16 protein-coding genes and 1 pseudogene are annotated in these 16065 nt (G+C 70.2%); 10 read left to right on the forward strand and 7 right to left on the reverse strand.

Annotated elements, in window-relative coordinates:
- Window positions 1-454: 454 nt before the first annotated feature.
- From AC0680_RS19935 to melC2, 6 genes are all read left to right on the forward strand, one after another.
- Window positions 455-2797 (forward strand): HAMP domain-containing protein, encoded by a 2343-nt coding sequence (locus AC0680_RS19935; RefSeq protein WP_478630376.1) that lies wholly within the window; start codon window positions 455-457, stop codon window positions 2795-2797.
- Window positions 2798-2810: 13 nt separating this feature from the next.
- Entirely contained in the window at window positions 2811-4148 is a 1338-nt protein-coding gene (gene pgsB / locus AC0680_RS19940; RefSeq protein WP_478630378.1) for a poly-gamma-glutamate synthase PgsB, read from the forward strand.
- Complete coding sequence (locus AC0680_RS19945) at window positions 4145-4627, forward strand: poly-gamma-glutamate biosynthesis protein PgsC/CapC (RefSeq protein ID WP_478630380.1); 483 nt, start codon at window positions 4145-4147, stop codon at window positions 4625-4627. Before pgsB ends, AC0680_RS19945 begins: the two co-directional genes overlap by 4 nt.
- A gap of 111 nt (window positions 4628-4738) precedes the next feature.
- Window positions 4739-6637 (forward strand): glycosyltransferase family 39 protein, encoded by a 1899-nt coding sequence (locus AC0680_RS19950; RefSeq protein WP_478630383.1) that lies wholly within the window; start codon window positions 4739-4741, stop codon window positions 6635-6637.
- Window positions 6638-7052: 415 nt separating this feature from the next.
- Window positions 7053-7529 carry an apotyrosinase chaperone MelC1 gene (gene melC1, locus AC0680_RS19955; RefSeq protein WP_478630386.1) on the forward strand — a complete coding sequence of 159 codons (477 nt, stop codon included), beginning with the start codon at window positions 7053-7055 and terminating at the stop codon, window positions 7527-7529.
- A gap of 40 nt (window positions 7530-7569) precedes the next feature.
- A complete protein-coding gene (gene melC2 / locus AC0680_RS19960; protein ID WP_478630387.1) occupies window positions 7570-8388 on the forward strand; it encodes a tyrosinase MelC2 in 819 nt (272 codons plus the stop codon).
- Between the two features lie 65 nt (window positions 8389-8453).
- Here the strand turns inward: melC2 and AC0680_RS19965 are convergent, their stop codons facing one another.
- Window positions 8454-9110, reverse strand: a complete 657-nt coding sequence (locus AC0680_RS19965; RefSeq protein WP_478630390.1) for a class I SAM-dependent methyltransferase — start codon at window positions 9108-9110, stop codon at window positions 8454-8456.
- A gap of 136 nt (window positions 9111-9246) precedes the next feature.
- On the opposite strand from AC0680_RS19965, the gene AC0680_RS19970 reads away from it, so the two are divergent.
- Entirely contained in the window at window positions 9247-9420 is a 174-nt protein-coding gene (locus AC0680_RS19970) for a hypothetical protein (protein ID WP_478630394.1), read from the forward strand.
- A gap of 131 nt (window positions 9421-9551) precedes the next feature.
- Here the strand turns inward: AC0680_RS19970 and AC0680_RS19975 are convergent, their stop codons facing one another.
- On the reverse strand, window positions 9552-10274 hold the full coding sequence (locus AC0680_RS19975; RefSeq protein WP_478630396.1) for an SMI1/KNR4 family protein: 723 nt from the start codon (window positions 10272-10274) through the stop codon (window positions 9552-9554).
- Between the two features lie 243 nt (window positions 10275-10517).
- Here AC0680_RS19975 and AC0680_RS19980 point away from each other — a divergent pair, with 243 nt between their 5' ends.
- Window positions 10518-11057, forward strand: coding sequence for a putative immunity protein (locus AC0680_RS19980; RefSeq protein WP_478630398.1), 540 nt, complete (start codon window positions 10518-10520; stop codon window positions 11055-11057).
- A 160-nt stretch (window positions 11058-11217) separates the two neighbouring features.
- Here the strand turns inward: AC0680_RS19980 and AC0680_RS19985 are convergent, their stop codons facing one another.
- Both AC0680_RS19985 and AC0680_RS19990 read right to left on the reverse strand, forming a co-directional pair.
- Entirely contained in the window at window positions 11218-12300 is a 1083-nt protein-coding gene (locus AC0680_RS19985; protein WP_478630399.1) for a hypothetical protein, read from the reverse strand.
- Window positions 12301-12479: 179 nt separating this feature from the next.
- Window positions 12480-12824, reverse strand: a pseudogene (locus AC0680_RS19990) (TIGR03086 family metal-binding protein); the annotation flags it as partial.
- A gap of 46 nt (window positions 12825-12870) precedes the next feature.
- Between AC0680_RS19990 and AC0680_RS19995 the strand changes: the two are divergent.
- The gene (locus tag AC0680_RS19995) at window positions 12871-13035 is read left to right on the forward strand and encodes a hypothetical protein (protein WP_478630534.1); all 165 of its coding nucleotides are present in this window, start codon (window positions 12871-12873) and stop codon (window positions 13033-13035) included.
- 13 nt (window positions 13036-13048) lie between these two features.
- On the opposite strand, the gene AC0680_RS20000 is transcribed toward AC0680_RS19995, so the two are convergent.
- Window positions 13049-13534, reverse strand: coding sequence for a YceI family protein (locus tag AC0680_RS20000; RefSeq protein WP_478630401.1), 486 nt, complete (start codon window positions 13532-13534; stop codon window positions 13049-13051).
- 20 nt (window positions 13535-13554) lie between these two features.
- Between AC0680_RS20000 and AC0680_RS20005 the strand changes: the two genes are divergently transcribed.
- Window positions 13555-13842: a MarR family winged helix-turn-helix transcriptional regulator gene (locus tag AC0680_RS20005; RefSeq protein WP_478630404.1), complete on the forward strand. Its 288-nt coding sequence runs from the start codon at window positions 13555-13557 to the stop codon at window positions 13840-13842.
- 68 nt (window positions 13843-13910) lie between these two features.
- Here AC0680_RS20005 and AC0680_RS20010 read toward each other — a convergent pair whose 3' ends face one another.
- The gene (locus AC0680_RS20010) at window positions 13911-15152 is read right to left on the reverse strand and encodes an FAD-dependent monooxygenase (protein WP_478630407.1); all 1242 of its coding nucleotides are present in this window, start codon (window positions 15150-15152) and stop codon (window positions 13911-13913) included.
- Between the two features lie 14 nt (window positions 15153-15166).
- Window positions 15167-16030 (reverse strand): alpha/beta fold hydrolase, encoded by an 864-nt coding sequence (locus AC0680_RS20015; RefSeq protein ID WP_478630410.1) that lies wholly within the window; start codon window positions 16028-16030, stop codon window positions 15167-15169.
- Window positions 16031-16065 lie beyond the last annotated feature (35 nt).

Below are 16065 nucleotides of genomic sequence, written 5' to 3' on the forward strand. Positions count from 1 at the left end.
ACCGGCGTTGCTCTCCGTTTTCACTGAGCGTTTTTGTTACGCGCCAGTTCGTGATCATCTAGCCCTCGACGCTCATCCCCTGCGAGTTTGTGGATCCCTTGAGAAGGGGGTGTTGCAGGCGTGGTCTCCAGTGGTCCTGCGACTGTGCGTGACGCGGTGAATGCATACCGGAAACGTGCGGGCAATCGCCCTGGCCCGGCAGTGGACTTGGGAATTTCGACACGCCCGGCATGAGGCGGTGTCTTATAAGCAACTTCCTCCGAGGGGGAGTTGAGCGAAGTTCCCGTGAGCCGGTATACAAGCACCCAGCACGAACGGGCTTGTGATTATCTGTGCTTCCCGTATTCACTCTGGTCGAGTTGCCGCACGGCCATTCCCCCCATGCCGAGAGGACGTTGTCCTGCACGCCGTTGCCCGCGCTCCCCGTCCGCACCGCACTCGACGCCGCGCCGACATGCCTCTGCTCGGAGGCGTCCGCCCACCGATCGCCGCACTGCTCTGCGCCCTGCTGGCAGTTGCCGGTTTCACCGCACTCGGTCTCGGGACCGTCCACGAAGAGGATGTCCCCCAGGCCTTACGCGATGCGGAACGCCAGATCGCCGAGGATGCCGCCGATTCGGTCGGGACCTCCCTCCACGCGAGGGCCACGGCGGTGCGCCGCTCCGCGGCTTCGGACCCGCGTACCGGCAGCAGCAATCCGGCCGCACTGCTGCGGTCCCTTCTTCCGTCCGGGCACCCTGCGGGCGGCGGTGTGCTGCTCGACCCGCACACCGGCAGACCGCTGGCCGCCAGTGGGGAAAAGGTGCCCCTGTCCGGGGTGGATGTGGCGGCGGTAGCGCGGGCCGGTACCGCGAACATCGCGCCCCGGTTGGCCTTTTCGGGCCGTGGCGAGCCAAGGGTGTTGCTCTTCGCCCGGGTGACCGTCGCCGCTCCGGGCGGCAAGCAGGACGAGAACCACGACCAGACCGGTGACCTGACAGGTGATCAGGATGCCGCGGAGCGCGAACTCCTGCTCGTCGTCTCGGAGAAGGTCGCGGCTCCAGTGGTGTACGGGGATGGGCGCACCGGGCAACTGGTGGAACGGAACGGAAAGGTGCTGGCCGCCAGCGCCGCCGGCACGGCCTCGGCGCCCCACACCGGCCACCGCGCTCTGCCCGCCGCTGCGGCGAACGCCGCGCACGCCGGTCTCCCCACCGGCGACGTCTCGGGCAGCGTGCTCGGTGACGGTCACGAAGGGCTGCGCAGGGTCACGGGGTGGGCATCGGTCGCCGCGGCGGACGGCAAGGACGACGAGGAGGGCAAGGACGACACCTCCGGCCTGGGGCTGACCGTCCTCACGGTCAGGGATGTACCCCCGGCGAAGGAGGGAGCCGACCCTACGTGGTTCGCCCTCACCGCCGCGGGGGCGTTGGTGGTGATCGCCGTGCTGGTCACCCTGGCGCTGTGGAGCAGCATGCAGCGTCCGCTGTTGCGGCTGCACCTGTCCGCCGCCCGGCTGGCCAGGAGTGTCGGCGTGGCGCCCGGCGACCGCGAGGAGTTGGCACGGCCGGTGCCGGTCGCCGCGTTCGGCGAGCCCGGCAGGGTCGGCCGGGCGCTGGAGTCGATACGCCGCCAACTGCTCGGCGAGACGGGACCGGAGCCCGTGCGGCCGGCGCGGCGCCGCCCCGGCGTCCGGGCTCTGCTCCTCGTCTGCGTACTCGTGATCGCCGCATGGGGCGTGCCGCTGCTGTTCCTGCTCAACCGCGTACCGGCAGCCAAGGCCGTACCGGCGGCCGCCGTCGCCGACCAGCAGGCACGCACCGAGGCCGCCGCTGACCGGGTGCGGCGGTCCCTCGGCCGGAGCTGCACCGACCTCGCGGCGGCGGCGTCGGCCCTCTCCGGTGCGCCACGCGAGCGGGCGACGGAGGTCCTTCGGCGTGAACGCGCCGCTCACCCCACGTACCGGTCGCTGTATGTGCTGGACCGTACCGGAGCCATCGTGGTGCGGGTGGGTGAGGAGCCGGTGCGCGCCCTCGTCCATGCGCCCCACGGCGACGGAATCACCCAGGTCAACACGTCGGGCACGATCCCCACGATCGCCGCCTACGCCCAGATCCCGGCGTCCGGGAAGGCCGGCAACGCCACGGACACCGCCCCGGCCGTCGTCGTCGCCGAGATCGCGGCGAACGCACTGAACTCCCTGGTCGCGCGGCCGGGACTCGGCCGTGTGTGGCTGACCGACGAGCGCCACAGGGTGCTCGCGGCGAGCGTCGGCTTTCAAGCCTTCCAGGCTCTGCCCCACCGGGGCCTCACCCGTCTGGCGGCCCGGACCGAGGCAGCTTCCGGCAGCGCGGGCCGCCCGGCATCGGCCGTACTGCACGCGGGGACGACCCCCGGCGAGGGCCCATCGGTCGCGGCCGCAGCGCCACTGGCACAGAAGGGGCCGGTCGCCGGACTCGGCTGGCAAGTGGTCTCCGCCGAGCCTGCCGCCGCACTCAAACTGGCGGCATTTCAGGTGCGGGCACGCACCATGCTGGCCGGCCTGCTGGCTCTGTCCGTCGCTGCGGCCTGCCTGGGCTGGCTGCACATCGTGGTGGTCAGGCCGCTGCGCGCCGTCACCAGGTGCGCGGAGCGGCTGGCCGGCGGTGACCGTCGCACCGTGCTGTACCCCGTCCACCACGATGAGTGCGGCTCGGTCACGCGCAGTCTGGAACTGCTCCGGCACGCGCTGGTGGAGCGGGACCGCGACGGCAAAGGACCCTACGCGGCCGCTGTACCTGCCCGATCGTTCCGGAGCGGCGTCCCGCCGCAGCAGTGAAGGACCAATTGACGTGCTTTTCCTCTACGTTGTGCTGCTGTTGAGCTGTGCCGCGCTGTTGGTCGCCGGCGTGCTGGAGCAGCGGCGCCACTACGCCGCGCTGGCGCAGATCCCCACTCGGGTGCTGGTCAACGGCATTCGCGGCAAGAGCTCGATCACACGGCTGTGCGCGGGGGCGCTGCGCGGCGGTGACCTGGTCACCGTGGCCAAGACCACCGGCACCGCGGCCCGGTTCATCCACCCGGACGCCACCGAGGAACCGGTCTACCGGAAGTTGGGCATCGCCAACGTCGTCGAGCAGATCGGCATCGTCCGGCGTGCGGCGGCATACCGGCCGGACGCTCTGGTGATCGAGTGCATGGCGGTGATGCCCGCACTCCAGGAGATCAATCAGGAGAAGCTGATCCGCTCCACCATCGGCGTGCTGTGCAACGTTCGCGAGGACCATCTTGCCGAAATGGGCCCGACGTTGGACGATGTGGCCCGCTCGCTGTCCCGGTCGATGCCGGTCGGCGGCGTCTGTGTCACCGCCGAGAGGGAACGGCTGCACATACTCCAGGAAGAGGCGGACAAACGGAGGTGCCGCCTGATCGCGGTGGATCCGGAGTCTGTCACGGACGAGGAGCTGCGCGGCTTCAGTTGGTTCACCTTCAAGGAGAACGTCGCCGTCGCCCTGGCCGTGGCCGAACTTCTCGGTGTGGACCGGGCCACCGCACTGCGCGGCATGTGGGACGCACCGCCGGACCCCGGCGTGCTCTCCGTCGAGCGCTACCGCACACCGGACGGCAAACGGCTGCGCTTCGCCAACGTCTTTGCCGCCAACGACCCCGAGTCGACGTTGATGAACGTCCGTCAGCTGGCGGAACTCGGTGCGATCCGCCGCCCGCTGAACGTGGTCGTCAACTGCCGCCCGGACCGGGTCGAACGCAATGGGCAGATGGGCGCGATCATCCCCGCCCTGGCCCCGGAGAAGGTCCTGCTCATCGGGCATCCGACCAAGAGTGCCCGCGACGGTATCCCGCCGGGCTGGTCGTCGGGACGGGTGGTGGACCTGGGCGGCGACCGGCGCGACGCACAGGAGTTGACCCACGCCATCCTCGCCGAACTGGGCCCGGATTCCTCGCTGGTGGCCGTCGGCAACATCCACGGCCAGGGCGAGCTGTTCCTGGAGCACCTCGGCAGGCTCCCCGCTGACGACGCCGACGAGCCGCTTCCGGTCGCGCACCCGCCCGAGCCGCAGCCGTACAGCTGGGTGGCGTCGCTGAACCGCCCCAGGACCGGCTCACAGCTCCCAAGTCCCGCATCCGCCCACGCCGACGCCCTGTACCAGCCGACAAGGAACCCCCTGTGATCCCCGTCAACGTCACCCCGCAGACCATCGCGCTGGGGATAGCCCTCGGACTGGTCTTCTCGCTGGTCTGCTACCTGACCACCAACCTCTCTCCCGGCGGCATGATCACCCCCGGCTGGCTGGCGCTGACCCTCGTCACCGACGTGGTCCGAGCCGCCATGGTGATCGGGGTCACCGCGCTCACCTTCCTCGCCACCAAAGTCCTTCAGCGCCATGTGATCCTTTACGGGAAGCGGCTGTTCGCCGCCGTGGTGCTGTCCGCGGTGCTGCTCCAGACCACGGTGCTGTTCGCGCTCCAGCACGAGTTCCCGCTCCTCTACACCGCCCAGACCCTGGGCTTCATCGTGCCCGGACTCATCGCATATCAGTTGGTCCGCCAACCATTGGCCGCCACGGTGATCTCCACCACGGCCGTGACCCTCAGCACGTACGTGGTGCTCGTCGCCGGGTTGCTGCTGGGGGCGCTGCCCATCGGCTGATCCCGCCGTACCGCCCGCGTCCGCCGCGCCCGAGGGTGCGCAGGGTCCGCCACCCGTGAAGCCCACGAATGACCCCCCGCCCCCGCCCGACGTCCCATGAGAGACCCCGCCATGGCCACGACCGCCCTCGCCCGGGACCGCGCCAACCACCGCCGGCGCACCACCGGGTTCCGTCAACGCCTCCTCACCGACTGGGAGTTGCCGGCCCTTCTGCTGATCCTGGCAACTGCCGCGGTGCTCTACGCCTGGGGCATCGACCGTGCCGGGGTGCACCCGTACTACAGCGCGGCAGTGCGGTCGATGGCCGCGAACTGGCACGCCTTCGTCTTCGGCGGGCTCGACCCGAGCGGCTCGATCACCGTGGACAAGATCCCCGGTGCGCTGTGGCCACAGGCCCTCTCCGTCAAGCTCCTGGGACCGTACAACTGGGCCGCGGTGCTGCCGCAGGTGCTGGAGGGCCTACTGGCCGTCTGGGTCCTGCACCGGATCGTCCGTGCCTGGGCCGGCCCCCGGGCGGGGCTGCTCGCCGCGCTGGTACTCACGCTCACGCCGGTCACCGTCGTACTCGACCGGCACACCATCCCCGACACCCTGCTCGTCCTGCTGCTGGTCCTCGCAGCGGGATCGCTGCAGAAGGCCGTCGCCACCGGGAGACTGCTGCCGCTGCTCATGTGCGGGACATGGGTGGGACTGGCCTTCCAGGCCAAGATGCTCCAGGCGTGGCTCGTCCTGCCGGTCTTCGCCGCGGTGTACCAGATGGCGGCGCCCGGCTCCCGGCGGCACCGAGCCTGGCGGCTGCTGCTCGCCGGAGCCACCGCACTCGTCGTCTCCTGCTCCTGGCTGCTTTTGGTGTGGGCGACCCCTGCCCCGGACCGTCCCTACATCGACGCCACCACCAACAACAACCCCTTCACCCTGGTCTTCGGCTACAACGGGCTGAGCCGCTTCGGCCACGACCCGAACGCGCTGGGCGCCGTCGCCGGCACCGCGGCCAGTCGCACCAGCGACAACACCGGTTGGACCATGCTGGTCAACCACGACGTGGGCCCGCAGATCGCCTGGCTCCTGCCGCTCGCCGTACTGGCCCTGGCGCTGGGGGTGTGGTGGCGCAACGGACAGCCGCGCACCGACGGGCCGCGGGCGGGGTTCCTGCTCTGGGGAGGCTGGCTGGCGGTGCACGTCGTGGTCTTCAGCAACTCCAACGGCAACCACGGCTACTACACCACCGTACTGGCCCCGGCCCTCGCCGCGCTGACCGGTGGCGGAGTCGCCCTCTTCTGGGCGGGGTACCGCGCCGGTGGACGACGTCGAGCGGCGCTGCCCCTCGCAATCGGGGTCACGGCTCTGTGGGCTGCGGCGATCGAAGGCCGGCACAGCGAATTCGCGCCCTGGCTGCTACCGGTGGTGCTGATGCTCGGCCTGTGCGGGGTCGTCGGCCTGTGCACCCGCGGACCACGCACGACGCGAAGGGCGGTGCACAGTGCCCTGGCGGCTTCCCTGGCGTCCATACTGCTCGCCCCGGCGGTCTGGGCCATCTCCTGCCTGGACCCGCGCCATGCCGGCTCACCGCTGTCGCCGCTGGCCGGACCGGTGGGACCCGACTACCGCGACAGGCACCACCATCGGCCCACGTTCCGGCGATACCCCTTGAGCAAGCCGTCCGCTCGGGACGCCGCGCTGCTGAACTACCTCTCCGCGCACCGTTCCGGGGAGAAGTACCTGCTCGCCACCCAAGCCGCCTACGGCGCCGAGCCGCTGCTGCGCGCCACCTCCCAACCGACGCTGGTCATGGGCGGCTTCACCGGCTTGACCCCCTATCCGGCCGCGCGACAGCTCAGCGACCTGGTCTCCAGCCACCGACTGCGCTACGCCCTGTTGACCACGCGCCGCCCACCCACACCGGCATCCTCCTGGGTGAAGAGCAACTGCACCCCCATCTCCCCGAGCGCCTACGGCCGTACCTCGGACGGAAGCTTCACCCTCTACGACTGCGCCCGACGGGCCAACTGACCTGGCGCACGTGGCTGCGCCCCGTACGTGAACCCACCGATGCCTCCCGCGGACTCCTCGTCGCCGGGCTCCGCCCTCAAACCCCGTGCTGCTCCAAGCCCCCTGCATTCACGCCGAGTTCCGGCCGCACGGGGGCCCACGGTCTCGACCGGGGGAGTGAAGGATCTACGGCGAAGAGCGGCTCGCATCGCGGAATTTCCCGTTCCGCGAAGACGCGTGGCGGGCGCAGGAGCACGATCTCCGCCGTTGAATCCTGCACCTCCGCCCAGGTGTTGTCTCGTTCAGACGGTGCGACTTGATGATCCGTTCGTCCCTGCCAGCATGTGGCGGCGCGGGCCGACCTTCGGCGCGCCGGCTTCCACAGCCCTCCGCGCCCTGTCCCGGAGGGGAAGCCGCACGAACAGAGGAGGGGAACATGTCGCGTCCCACCCGACGCCAGGTGCTGCACGGCAGCGCCGCGGCCCTGGCCGGAGCGGCGCTCACCGCACCGGCAGCCTTCGCCGACAGCCCTGCCGCCGTCCCCGCGGACGGCCAAGGACACCCGGCGCGAGCCATGCGCTCCGCCGGCCACGAGATACCGGAACCCTTCGACGAGATGTACCAGGGCCGCCACATAGAGGGCTGGCCGGCAGACGCGGAAGGTGCCCACAACGGAGGCCACCAGAGCGATGGAGGCCGGGCCGAGCACCACTCCGGCCAGGCCGGCCCGCACGAGGGCATGGACTTCGTCGTCCGCATCGACAACGACGACCTGCATGTGATGCGCAACGCGGACGGCACCTGGATCAGCCTGGTGAACCACTACGAGACGTTCACCACGCCCCGCGCCTTGGCACGCGCCGCCGTCCGTGCACTCCAGGGCGCCGACCTGGTCCCCGTCGTCACCGGCTGAGGCCCGCCCCTGACCGTCCCCCCACCGAGGAGTCCTCGACATGGCAGTCCGGAAGAACCAGGCGGACCTCACCGCCACCGAGAAGCGGGACTTCGTCGACGCGGTGCTGGAGCTGAAGCGCACCGGCCGCTACGACGAGTTCATCAGCACCCACAACGCCTTCATCATCGGTGACACCGACGACGGAGAGCGGACCGGCCACCGGTCACCGTCGTTCCTTCCCTGGCACCGCAGGTTCCTGCTCCAGTTCGAAGCAGCCCTCCAGAGCATCACGCCGTCGGTCATGCTGCCCTACTGGGACTGGACCGTCGACCGTTCGCCGCGCAGCTCGCTGTGGGCCGACGACTTCCTCGGCGGTGACGGACGGAGCGGCGACGGCCGGGTGACGTCGGGCCCGTTCGCCTTCGGCAGCGGCAACTGGCCGATGAACATACGCGTCGACGGCCGGACGTTCCTGCGCCGCTCCCTGGGCACCGGGGTCCGCGAACTGCCGACCCGGGCCGAGGTCGACCGGGTGCTCGCACTGAACGTCTACGACACCGCCCCCTGGAACAGCTCCTCCGACGGCTTCCGCAACAACATCGAGGGCTGGCGCGGTCCCAATCTGCACAATCGGGTGCACGTCTGGGTCGGTGGCCAGATGACGACCGGAGCCTCGCCCAACGACCCGGTCTTCTGGCTGCACCACTGCTTCGTCGACAAGCTCTGGGCCGACTGGCAGCGCAGGCACCCCAAGTCGGGCTATCTGCCGACCGGCAACACCCCCGACGTCGTCGACCTCCACGACACGATGAAGCCGTGGAACGACGTCACACCGGCGGACATGCTGGACCACACCCGGTTCTACACCTATGCATGACATGCGCATGACGATCCGGCGTTGATCCTGGACTGGCGCTCGATGCGTTCGGCCGGCTTCGCCGCTCAGCGGTGATGCCACACGAGCGTGTAGCGCCAGAACAGCCGGCGGCGCAGGCGTGCGCCGGGCAGAACCGCACGAGCCTCGCGGACGACCTCGGGGAAGCTCATGTCCGCCGGCTGGGTCCTGGCCGTCATCGAGACCGGACGAGGTGTGATGCGCCCCCTGGTCTTGAGCCAGCCCATGGCGGCGTTGAGTGGGCCGGCCATGGTTCCGAGCAGGTGGTCACCTGGCGTCGTCGGGCGCGACAGTCCGAGAATCACCACGGATCCGCCGGGCGCCAGGTGCCGGCGGAAGACCGCGAGGGCGTCGGCGAACGGTAGGTGGTGGACCGTGGCGACACACGTGATGACGTCGTAGGAGGCTGCGGGGATCCCGGTCAGCGCGTCTGCCGTCGTGAAGGTGACGGGGGTGGCCGGAGGGGTCAGTTCCCGTGCCCGAGCGGTGATCTGCGGATCGGAGTCGATGCCGTGCACCCTGTCGGCCCGTCCGGCCAAGAGCCTGGCCAGGTCGCCGCTGCCGGAACCGACGTCCAGGGCGCTGCCGAAGCGCCGGGGGAGTTGCCGCAGGATCCAGGAGTGGTAGTGGGCGTTGTGGTCCCACGGGTGGGCGGCATTGAACTGCTCAAGAACCCGGAGGAAGCGGTGCAGCGGTGTCGGCATGCGGTCACTTCATCAGGATCCTCGTGCCGGCGTCTCCTCGTTGGAGGAGATCTCAGTCCGACCCGCGGCCGGCTGATCCGGAGCATCGTCGGCCCGGCGCGCGCACTGTTCCACACGGAGGGTGGGGCTGGCCGCGGTGGCCGAGCCCCGCACCATCGACGACCAGGCGGCCTGGCTGGACAACACCACCGTCGCCTACACCGTTCGCGACAGCAGCGGCGACCCCGGCGTCTGGTCCGTCCCGGCCGACGGGTCCGGCGCTCCCCGCCTGCTGGTATCCAACGCCGAGTCCCCGGCCGCACTGGGCTGACAGCACCCCGCAAAGCCGGAGAAGCAGCCGCAACCCCACAGGCAACCGTGAACCGTGACAAGGCGAACCGCTCACCATGCGGGATGACCCGCGATCCGGGCACCGCAGCACGGCAGGGGTCTGGGACGTGATCAGCGATCGTCGTTGAGCCAGTCGCCCGGGATCAGGTCACGAACGCGATCGAGGTCTTCTGCCGTCCGGCCGCGCGCCAGGATGGCCGAGCCGTCGTCATCGCGCAGAAGGACGTCGTGGCCCAGGAACCACCGGGTCTCCTCGCCGATGGGGTACGCCGGGAACGGCAGCCGGACGGAGTTCGCCTCCAGCAGCCCGAGGCTGTCGTCATCCGGGTCGAGGAAGTCGCAGAGCTCTTCGTCGGCCTGCAGGGACTCCGACAAGATGATCTCGACGAAGCAGAGGGAAAGACGCTCCAGCCAGCCCTCCCACCGCTCGGCGCTCTTGTCGGCAAGGTCAAGCCGGATGAACACCGCAGGATCTGCATCCTGGAGGCCGTCGAGGAGGATGCCCCAGGACGCGGCTCCCTGGTTCTCGTGACGGAAGACCAGGGCCTCCTTGGCGTCGTCGACATACAGCGCTGCAGGACCGAGCAGCACATCGTGGTTGCTGGTGAGCTCCTGCCGGCGTCCGAACAGCAGATACGCCTCGCGCAACGCCGTCGGCAGCCGGAGACCCAGTCTCTCCTCGGCAGCGTCGAGATCGGCTTCCGTCCAGCCGTCATCGTCTCCCAGGGCGGCGCCGACCCAGTGGGCGGCGAAGCCCTGGACGAAGGCCCATGCACCACTGCGGCCTTCGACGCCTCTGGCGAGCGACGCGGCAAGATCGAACCCTTGTGTCATGTCAGGACGATATCCGTCCCGCTCATCAGCCCTCTTCGCACCCTGACGGTCGACCAGGTGCTCCTGGAATCCGTACCGCCAGCCGGGCTGGTGGCATGCGCAAGCCCCTGATGGAACGTCGCGCCGCTACGAAAGGATGCTCCGTGAGCACTCGTCCCTGCCGATTCGCACGGTTGCGCTCCTCGCGAGCGGTGACGCCTACCCCGTCGCCGTCGACCACCGCGCCGATGGGAGACTCGGGTCATGACGACCGGAGCCGGTGACTTCGAGCTGACCATGGACGAGCTGCGCGTCGTGACGCGCTATGTGGTGGAGAGTGTTCAGGAAGTCCTTCCGGCGTTCGAGGAGGCTGTTCCCGATGATTCGCGGCCTCGCGCAGCAGTTGATGCCGCGTGGGAGTTCGTGAACGGCGCGAGAAGGACCAAGCTGCAGCGCGTTGCCGCGTTGGACGCACACCGCGCCGCGAAGGAAGCGGACACCGAAGCCGCACGACTTGCCGCGCGCGCCGCTGGAGACGCGGCGGCTGCCGCATACCTGCACCCCATCGCGAAGGCCACCCAGGTAGGACACATCCTGCGCGGGGCTGCTTGTGCGGCGCGGGTGGCCGAGTTGCGCGCAGGCGACGATCCCGACGTCGGAGACAAGGCCATCGAGCAGGCCAGGCGACGCGCCACGCCGGTCCTGATCGATGTTCTCTGCCGGTATCCGCTCGCGCCGACAGGCAAGGGCCGCGTCGCCCACCTCATGAGCACCTTGGACGCTTCCCTGCGCGCATCGCGCTGAGGAATCCCCGTCAGGTGCGTTGTCCCGGGACGTCGGCTCGTGAAGCCGGGCGGTCGACCGGGGACGGGACGCGGTGCGCGTTCCGAGCACGACCCGTGGGAGCGGCAGAACAGCCGGACGTGGCACATCGGCCCGTCCGGCTGACGCCACCACGAGACGTCTACGAGCGGGTGGCGGTCGCGCAGCCGTCGCCTCCGGCCGTCGTGCCGTTGCTCGCCTCGATCGGCTTGCTGCGGTCGTACGGATCGACGTGGTGAGCCTCGGCGGGCTGCTCGTCGGCCCTGCCGAAGGGCGGCACGAAGTAGCCGGTCGGGTCGGAGCAGCCGCCGTTGGTCATGTCCAGCGCGTACGAGACGAGGGACATCGTACCGGGTTCGGTGATCACCTTTTCCGGGTCGTCCCAGCTCATCACCACCTTGCGCCGCACGATCGTACGGACGACCTCTGCGTCCCGCCCGCCGTCGCCCGCCGGGGTGACCGGGTACACGAAGGTGACGTCCGCCGTCACCTCGACCGCCCCCCGTTCCCCTTCCCGGTACGTGAGCCGACCGCGCGTCTTGACCACGTCACCGACCAGCCGGGCCTGTCCCGGCCGGAAGCGGCTGAACAACAGCAGCGGGTCGGTCCGGGGAGTGGGCGCCGTCGACGACAGGGCGGTCCGGAGATAGTCCTGGACGTCCTTCTGGTGCGGGTTCAACAGCGCGATCGCCTTCGTGGGCCGCTCGCCGCGCAGGACACGGGAGTCGAGCCCCGCGGCCACCAGGAAGTCCCGGCTCTGCCTCAGTGTCCGCTCGACCTGGGCGGTGTCCATCCAGCCGGTCGCCTTGGCCGGTGGCACCGTGATCCCTGCCGCTCCGTCGGCCCAACGCGCCGCGGGCGAACCCCGGAAGGGTTCGGCGAAGGTGGGGCGCAGATCCGGCTCGGCGCCGGGCGCCTCCCGCGGGCGTTCCGACTCGGCGGCCAACGGCTCCTGCCCACTGTCGTCGCCACCGAACCAGTCGACGACCTGCTGCGGGAAGAGCCCTACGACCAGGAGGACCACGGCCGTCAGCAGCCCGGTCACGTACCAGCCTGTCCTGCGCCGGGGCCGAGCCGGTGAGTACGTACGCCAGCCTTCCGGCTGCCCCGAGCGCTCCCGCAGCCGCCGCTCCATTTCACGGGCACGTGCCGACGGCTCCACGGGGGCACCGGCCACATCCCTCACCGATTCACGGAGGAACCGCTCCCACTCCTCGTCCGACACGGATGACCCGTCTTGCCCCCCAGTCCCGCTCACACCACACCCCTGTTCTCACCCAATGGATCGATGCCCGATGGCTCGACCGTCTGATCAGTTGACCGTGCACAGGTCCACCGAGAGCCGCCCGCATAATCGCATGAGCAGGACGCCGACCTGCCGGGGCGGTGGGTGAAGGGGCTTCCTCAGCGGCTCCAGTCCAGGTCCCGCCCGGTGAAGGCAGCCAGCTGATCCAGCGCGGAGGAGGATTCCGGCAGGCGGGCAACGGCGAAGGCGCCGAAGTCGCGGGCGCCCATGGCCTCGTTCTGGCGGGCCGCGTCGAACGCCATCTCGATCAGGTCGGCATCGGCGCCGAACGGGACGCCCAGCGCCCGTGCAACGTCCCAGCCGTGGACGACCAGTTCCATGACCATGATGCCGCCGGCGAACCGGGCCGCCTGCGCAGAGCCGTAGAAGTCGACCTCGCCCTCCCATGCCTCCGGTGTGGACCAGGCTTCGGCGAGTCGCCCGGCGACCTCGTCGAACCGGTCCCATGAGCCGTGCGGAGCCGGCCCGCCAGGGGGTGCGCTGCGCCGCGTGCGTGCCGCGGGTGAGCACGTCCAACAGGTGCGTGCCGAGCTGGTCGACCGTGAACTCCTCGCACGGCGTGGGCAGTTCCCCGTCGCCCTCAAGGAGGGGACGGTGACCAGCGGGCGGAGTGCGGCCGCGGCCCGGGCCACCGCGGTGGTCTGCGCGGTCTGAGTCGACGTTGTTGTCACTGCCGGTTCGCCTCCGCCTCGAGCGAGATCTTGATCTCGTCGCCGATGACGGCTCCGGCAGGCCCGGCGCTCACGCCGAAGTCCGAACGGCTGATCTCGGTGGTCGCCGAGAAGCCGACGGCGGGCTCGCCGTCGAATCCGGTGCCGAAACCGTTGAGTGTCAGGGAGAGCGTCACGGGGCGGGTGACCCCGCGCAGTGTGAGGTCGCCGTCGATCAGAAAGCCGCCCTCGCCTGCCCGTATGCCGGTGGAGGAGAACGCCATCGTCGGGAACGCCTCGACGTGCAGGAAGTCCTCGGCCTTCACATGGTCGTCGCGCTGGACGTTGCCGGTGGAGACGGATTCGGTGGAGATGGTCGCGACGACGGAGGAGTCGAGCGGGTTGTCGCCGGTGACGATGTACCCCTCGAAGGAGTCGAAACGGCCGCGCACCTTGGCGATCCCCAAGTGCTTGACGGAGAAGGCGACGTGTTGAGAGCTCAACCACTTGTACGCTCGACGGCATGGCCACCGACTCCACGCCGAAGACCGAGCCGCGCCGGAGTCGCCTCTCGCACGCCATGAACGCGATGGAGAAGTCCGGTTGGGTGAGTCGCCGTGCGGTCGACGGCGACCGGCGCGGCGCGGTGGCCCAGCTCACCCACGAGGGGTACGAGGCGCTGCGGAACGCCGCGGCCGGCCATGTCACCGAGGTGCGGGAGTGCCTGTTCGACAGCCTCACGCAGGAGCAGGCGGAGCAGTTGTACGAGATCAGCCAGGCCATCGGCGCGACACTGCGCCAACGCGGTTGAAGAACCGGCTCTGGCTACCACGCCCGCACGCCACCTCGGTCCGGTGGCAGCAGGGCGGCGAGCACTCCTCACTCCACACCGAGGCCGCCACGGTCTCCTGAGGTGGCGGGCGACGGCGGGTAGTCGTCGACGGCCATGGAGTCGTAGAGGCGTGCACTCTTGGTGGTGAGGCGAACGAGGGCGCGGCTGGGGCCCGCGGGCAGAGCGGAGATCAGGCGGGCGCCCTGGGCCAGTCCCCACACGCCGAGGCGGGACGTCGGAATCAGGGTCTTCGCCGCGCTCAGCGCGACCGCGCGGCTGCCGCGCACGTGCTCCGCCATCACGCGCTCGTAGGCGGGGAAGGCTCGCTCGTGATCGCCGCCCGCCCGCGCCAGCTCTCCGGCGAGGACGTACGCGCCGAGGACGGCCAGGCTGGTGCTGCCGCTGACGGCCGGACCGGGGCAGTAGCCCGCGTCGCCGACGAGCGTCACCCTCCCCTGCGACCAGGTGTCCATGCGGAGCTGGGTGATCGAGTCGAAGTAGAACGCCGGGGTGCGGTCGAGCTCGTCCAGCCAGCGGTCCACGTGGGGGTGCATGCCGGCGAACGCACCACGCAGCAGCTCCTTCTGCCGGAGCGTGTCGCGGTGGTGGTAGGCGAGTTCGCGCTCGCTGCGGAACAGGAACAACGCCCGCGCGTCGCCGAGGTGCCGCGCGCCGTACATGCCGGCGGTGCGGCCGACGCCGACGTGGAGGAGGAGTTCGCCGTCGAGCCCGTCGACGTTCGGCAGGGTCAGCACCCCGAGGTAGGCCCCGATGAAGGAGTTGGAGCGGGACTCCTCGTCGAAGACGAGGCGACGCACGTTGGAGTGCAGCCCGTCCGCACCGACGACGAGGTCGAAGCGGCGCGGCGCGGCCTTTTCGAACCGGACCTCGCCGTCGGGCGAGATCGCGGTGATCGAGTCGTCGAAGACGTACTCGGTGTCGTCGCGTGCGGCGTCGTAGTAGATCTCGCTCAGATCGTCGCGCATGATCTCGACGTGCCGGTCGGAGCCGGCGCTGAAGATCTTGGCGAGATCCGCCCGGACGGGACGCCGTGAGCCCTCCTGATAGACGGTCATTCGGTGCGTGCCGACGGCTCGCTCCTCGACAAGCGGGAGCACGCCCATCTTCTCCGAGATGTTCATCGCCGGCCGAAACAGGTCGACCGCATGGCCTCCGGTCCTTCGTAGCGCCGGCGCGCGCTCAACGACGGTGACGGAAAAGCCGTGTCTGGTGAGCCAGTAGGACAGAACCGGGCCGGCGACGCCGGCACCGGAGACGAGAATCCGCATGGCACTCCTCCTCTTCATTCGGCCCGCCCGTACGGCGCGTGGATCGCGGTGAAGGCCAGCAGGGGGGTGGCGGTCCGCGGTGGGTCCTCGAGCAGGGGCGAGTGCCCGAGTCCGGACAGCAACTCGACCTTCGCGCCCGGAACGGCCCGATAGTCGGAGGCGGATGAGGATCGCCATCTACGGTCGTCCTCGCCGAAGATCACCAGTAGCGGCCTGCCCAGGACCGTCAGCCGATCAGGCAGCGCCCGCTGCTCCAGGTAGGCACGGGTGGCCCCCATCGTCGTGGTGAGCGTGTGAGGGGTCATACCGCGCACGTCGTCCAGGAGCTCTTCTGGGATCTGGTAGCCCTCCCGGCTGAAGCCCGTGCTCGCGAACCACCGGAGCTGCTCGTCGGTCGGCGGCCACTGCGAGAGGTCGATGGCGGCGGACTCCGGGGCGATCAGGGCGCCCAGGCCGGGTCCGGTGTTGACGAGCGCGAGCGCGGTCACCAGGTCGGGCCGCCGTTCGGCGAGGGCGGTGGCGACCACGCCGCCGCTGGAATGACCGGCTACCACGGCGTGCTCGACGCCGAGCCGGTCCAGTGCCGCACCGACCCTGCGTGCCTGGTCCGGGATCGCGTAGCTGCGGTCGGCCGGCTTGGCCGACCGGCCATGCCCGAGCAGGTCGAGCCGGATGACACGGTGAGCCCCCGTCAGCAGTGGAACCATCGGGGCCCACGAGCGGGCCGAGGATGCGGACCCGTGGATGAGCAGGAGCGCGGGGGCGTCGCGGGGGCCGTCCTGGCACACGTGGATGTCGCCGTCGTACAGCGACAGCGTGGAAGTCCCGGTGGCCCCGGATCCGCCGTTCCCGTACGGATCGCCGTCAGAAGCAGTCATGAGCCCAATGTCCCCGCCCCACGCGCCGGTGGATT

Source organism: Streptomyces sp. NPDC043738, from assembly GCF_056436545.1.

Excerpts from the sequence above, each read along its gene's own strand:
- AC0680_RS19935 (WP_478630376.1), top strand. The coding sequence starts at position 455 with ATGCCTCTGCTCGGAGGCGTCCGCCCACCGATCGCCGCACTGCTCTGC.
- AC0680_RS19950 (WP_478630383.1), top strand. The coding sequence starts at position 4,739 with ATGGCCACGACCGCCCTCGCCCGGGACCGCGCCAACCACCGCCGGCGC.
- melC1 (WP_478630386.1), top strand. The coding sequence starts at position 7,053 with ATGTCGCGTCCCACCCGACGCCAGGTGCTGCACGGCAGCGCCGCGGCC.
- melC2 (WP_478630387.1), top strand. The coding sequence starts at position 7,570 with ATGGCAGTCCGGAAGAACCAGGCGGACCTCACCGCCACCGAGAAGCGG.
- AC0680_RS19965 (WP_478630390.1), bottom strand. The coding sequence starts at position 9,110 with ATGCCGACACCGCTGCACCGCTTCCTCCGGGTTCTTGAGCAGTTCAAT.
- AC0680_RS19975 (WP_478630396.1), bottom strand. The coding sequence starts at position 10,274 with ATGACACAAGGGTTCGATCTTGCCGCGTCGCTCGCCAGAGGCGTCGAA.
- AC0680_RS19980 (WP_478630398.1), top strand. The coding sequence starts at position 10,518 with ATGACGACCGGAGCCGGTGACTTCGAGCTGACCATGGACGAGCTGCGC.
- AC0680_RS20005 (WP_478630404.1), top strand. The coding sequence starts at position 13,555 with ATGGCCACCGACTCCACGCCGAAGACCGAGCCGCGCCGGAGTCGCCTC.
- AC0680_RS20010 (WP_478630407.1), bottom strand. The coding sequence starts at position 15,152 with ATGCGGATTCTCGTCTCCGGTGCCGGCGTCGCCGGCCCGGTTCTGTCC.
- AC0680_RS20015 (WP_478630410.1), bottom strand. The coding sequence starts at position 16,030 with ATGACTGCTTCTGACGGCGATCCGTACGGGAACGGCGGATCCGGGGCC.